At 34.1% G+C, this 4,682-nt stretch carries 3 protein-coding genes and 1 pseudogene; 3 read left to right on the top strand and 1 reads right to left on the bottom strand.

Annotated elements, in window-relative coordinates; genetic code table 11:
• Positions 1-700: 700 nt before the first annotated feature.
• From AC3DU7_RS25795 to AC3DU7_RS25785, 3 genes and pseudogenes are all read left to right on the top strand, one after another.
• Positions 701-1,748: pseudogene (locus AC3DU7_RS25795) on the top strand (IS701 family transposase).
• 203 nt (positions 1,749-1,951) lie between these two features.
• Positions 1,952-2,383, top strand: coding sequence for an NUDIX domain-containing protein (locus AC3DU7_RS25790; protein ID WP_488042139.1), 432 nt, complete (start codon positions 1,952-1,954; stop codon positions 2,381-2,383).
• A gap of 568 nt (positions 2,384-2,951) precedes the next feature.
• A complete protein-coding gene (locus AC3DU7_RS25785; RefSeq protein ID WP_488042138.1) occupies positions 2,952-3,089 on the top strand; it encodes a hypothetical protein in 138 nt (45 codons plus the stop codon).
• A 348-nt stretch (positions 3,090-3,437) separates the two neighbouring features.
• Here the strand turns inward: AC3DU7_RS25785 and AC3DU7_RS25780 are convergent, their stop codons facing one another.
• Positions 3,438-4,433, bottom strand: coding sequence for a threo-3-hydroxy-L-aspartate ammonia-lyase (locus tag AC3DU7_RS25780; protein WP_488042137.1), 996 nt, complete (start codon positions 4,431-4,433; stop codon positions 3,438-3,440).
• Positions 4,434-4,682: the final 249 nt, after the last annotated feature.

Raw genomic sequence — 4,682 nt, 5'->3', positions numbered from 1 at the left:
CAAAGGCTTTCAGGATTTAGAAATGTCCTAACCTTAATGCGTAGTGCTATAGTGAGGTACAAAACTTTAGGACTTTAGGCAACAGCTCCGGAAAGCAACAAAGGTGCGACCCCGCGTCGGCATCAGACGCAAGGGAACGCCGACCAAGAGAGGGAAAGCCGACCAGAGGGAATGCGCACCAAGAGAGGCAACAGAGAATTAATAAACTGTACTCACTATATGATAGAAAAACCACTATTTTCTGTAGTCATATCATGTCCGTTGGTATCGTTTGTGTAAAAGTTAGCGTGGATATCTACAGGAAATTTAAGTTTTTTTCTTGCCTGTTCCCTGTTCCCTCTCTTGGTCAGCATTCCGCAAGCGAGCTGACGGCGACGCGGGGTCTGACCGCTATTCCCTAAAAAGCAGTAAGATTTTTGACACGAATAAAATAGGATTGCTATATAAAATTCAAGTATATCACTAAACTTTTAACATTATCAGGACTTACGCAAGGACACTATATATAGCGTATGTCAAATAGAGCGAGCGCTATGATTTTTTAAGCGATCGCCCGAACAAAAAAATTATCATAAGCTTTTACAAAGATGCGCTCGTATAATTGATTTTAGCTCTATAATATATGGCTAATTGTCAATAATTTTTGCTAAAATACCCTGATTATTGTAGAATAATATTATTGTTAATTTGAGCTAACAATATGAATTTTAACTATATTGATTATTGTCAGTATCTACTTAATTCTCATACAAATTATACGATCACAAATTTAGCAAATCACCTAGAAAATGTTAGCCATGACAAGATAAACCGTTATTTAAAAATCGAAAACTTTGATGACCAGGATTTGTGGAGAAATGTTAAAAAAGAAATTGTAACTAATACACTTATGTTATTTAATCTTTGATGATACAGTTATTAACAAGAAGCATAGTAATAAAATTGAATTAGTTCGGCGACAGTACAGTGGTAATGAGCATCAAGTAGTTTGCTTACGCAAGGCTGCGCCAACGTGGTATAGGAATAGTAAATTGTATATACTTCAATCCAAAAATCGAACAATTTTGGCTCATAGATTATCGAATTTATGACCCAGATACTGATAAAAAAACGTGAGTTAGATCATGTAGAAGAAATGATTTTATGTGTGGTAAATAAAAAAAAATTACCATTTAAGACTGTGTTAATGGATAGTTGGTATGCAACACAAAGGTTAATGGGATTGATAGATAACATGGAAAAAATTTATTACTGTCCCTTAAAAATAAATCGTTTAGTAGATGATACTGGTGGTATAGAAAAGTATAAAAAACTTGGAGAGTTAAGTTGGAACTCCTCAGAAAAAATATCAGGTAAAATAATTAAAATAAAAGGTTTTCCAAGAGATAAAAAAGTCAAGCTATTCTGGGCAACTATTTCTACCAATAGGACAGAATATATTGCAACTAATGATTTATGTCAAGCTTCAGTAGATGCAGTAGAGTTTGAATCTCAAACTAGATGGAAAATTGAAGAATTTCACAGAGAAATTAAACAATTAACACGCAATTGAATTCTGTCAATGTCGTCTCAGAAAAATTCAGAAAAATCATATAGCCTGCGCTATATTAGTCTGGAATTTTTTGAAAAGATTAGCAGTGAAAATAGGAAAAACTATTTACCAACTCAAGCATGAATTACTCTCAGATTATCTGATACAAGAGCTGGAAAAGCCCACAATAAAGTTCAGAGCTATTTTTATTTTGTAAGTATTTTTGTTACTTTTGAATGAATGGCAAAAGTCTTGAGGCGATCGCTACAATTTTTTTAGCGATCGCTCTATTTAGCATACGCCATATATAGTGTCTTTGCGTAAGTCCTGATTATTAATAGTCTAATTTAAACATAAAGTTCCTTGGCAATTGGTATTTAGGCAGATAAAATTCAAAATGATTGTTTCTCAAAAATTAACATGGCATATCGTAATCCTACTCCAACTGTTGACATTATTATTGAATTAACTAACCAACCGGGGCGACCTATTGTACTGATAGAGCGCAAAAATGAACCTTTTGGTTGGGCAATTCCTGGTGGGTTTGTTGATTATGGAGAATCTGTCGAAACTGCAGCACGACGAGAAGCAAAAGAAGAGACGAGTTTAGAAGTAGAGTTAATTGAACAATTTTATGTTTATTCTGACCCTAGTCGCGACCCCCGTCAACATACCATGAGTGTTGTATTTATTGCCACTGCCACTGGTGAACCAAAAGCAGCCGATGATGCCAAAAATTTAGCTTTGTTTGAACCTTGGCAAATTCCCCAAAACCTCTGTTTTGACCACGACCGTATTCTCCGAGATTATTTGCAGTATCGTTATTATGGTATTAGGCCACGAGTCAAATAGATATCTTCATTCATTAATTAATAATTGATAATGGATAATTGATAATTACCTCTGGTTAAAACTGAGAGGATTGAATATAATATCAAATCCGGTTAAACAGCTATAGAATGGTTAAGTCTTTAGAATTCTGAATTCAGAATTCAGAATCCAGAATTTAGGAGAAAAAAGAATTAGAAAGCTGACCGTAGTTATGGCAATTGGAGATTTTTTTTATGTCCAATTAAGCGGATTTGATATAAGGAAATATTATTTATTTTTTCCTCTTAAAAGGGGAGGCTTGAAACTCACATTCCGCACGTCAAGAGCGTAGCATTAAAAGTAGTATGAAAAATGATAACTTGGTAAGTATTTATACAGTATAAATCATCGTCATTGAACTTTTTCAGGAGTCAAAATTTCCGGAAAATATTAAGTATAAATACTTGATCTACTCAGACATTAAGCTGCACATAATTTCCTACTGACTACTGACTATTGACCACTAGTCTTTATAGTACATTTTGTCGTGCGGAATGTAGGTTTAAACCAGAATTATTTAATTAGGGGTTGCTGAATAAATACTAAAGCATTGACTAATATTGATTGTAGAATTTTTTGGTCTCAAAAAGTGCCAGCTTTTCGGTGGCAAGAGCTGCGTAAAGCTAGTATTTTGGCAGGCAACGGCGGAAAAATTGGGGGACAATTATTCCAGCTACATATTCTGTAATCCAACATTTCTCCTGACTATTGACTACTGACTACTGACTATTATGAAGAGCAAAAAGACTTTTTCAGCAAACCCTAATTATTAATTATTACTAAACAGTGCAAAGTTCTTGGAATAACTATTGCTAGCTAAGGCTTTCAGCGATCTAAAGGTTAAAAAAAATTTATTCAAAGCTGTAAGTACTGTAAGCCCTTGCCAGTAATACTTTCAGCCTTCAAAACAAATCGTTTTTTGGGATAACTTTGTACTCTCCAGATTATTAATTATTCAGTAATAAAAAATAAAATTAATTATTGTAGATAAATTATCAATTATTTCCCTCTACTTCCTACTTCCTACTCCCTCTTTTTAATCAATAGATTTAAACAATTCTCCCATCTGTTTTAAATCTACATTTCCTCCACTAATAATTACCCCTACTCTCACACCAGAAACTCTAACAAGACCTTCTAACAAAGCTGCTGCTGCTAATGTTCCAGTGGGTTCTATTACTAATTTCATTCTCTCCCACATAAAATACATTGTTCTTAAAATTTCTTCCTCTGAAACTGTCACCATATCATCAACATAATTCAAAATTAATGGGAAATTTAACTTCCCTAAATAAGGTGTTCTAGCTCCATCAGCAATAGTATTAGGATTAGATATAGTTTGTAGAGTTTTAGAATAAAAAGACCGAGTTGCATCATCGGCATTTTTCGGTTCTACGCCCATAACTCGACAGTTTGGTAATAAATTTTTCGTGGCGATCGCGCAACCGGAAAGTAAACCACCCCCACCACAACATACTAATAGTAAATCTAAATTTCCTACTTCTTCAATTAATTCTAAAGCTGTTGTACCTTGTCCGGCAATAATATCACAATGGTCATAAGGAGGAATAACAACCGAACCTTTTTCTTGAGCAATTTTTTGAGCTAATTTTTCTCTATTTATTTCATTTACATCATAGAAAATTATCTCTGCTCCATAACCACGAGTAGCTATTTTTTTTACTTGTGGGGCATTGTCGGGCATAACTATAGTGGTGGGAATATTTAATAGTTTTCCTGCTAAGGCGATCGCTTGAGCATGATTTCCCGAAGAATAGGTTAATACTCCCGATTTTTTTTGAGTTTCTGATAGTTGAGATAGAGCGTTGTAAGCTCCTCTAAATTTAAATGAACCTGTACGTTGAAAATTTTCACATTTGAAAAATACTTGACATTTAGTGAGTTTATTTACAGTTGTTGAAGTTATTACAGAGGTGCGATGAGCAACCGATGATAAACGATTAGCTGCTGCTGTAATATTATTGTAATTAACTACAAAATTATCGGCAGATTTTGAGGGATAAATAGACATATAGCAATCCTATTTTATTTGTGTATAAAAATCTTACCGCTTTTAGGGAATAGGGAACAGGGAACAGATAGGAGTTTCAGTGCTTTTCAAATTGATAAACCACATCGCCATAACCAAAACCCAGGACGTTGCATGCAACGTCTCTACTTCAATTATAGCTTCTGAGTTTTTTTCAGTGACGTTTTTATGTTTATCTACAGCGCTTTTCATTTGAGTAGACCACAAAATTATTTTTGGCACTTAGAGTAG

This window comes from Okeania sp., from assembly GCF_983059655.1.
Note: the sequence above shows the minus strand (reverse complement) of the source record. Positions and strands in the feature narration are given on the sequence as shown.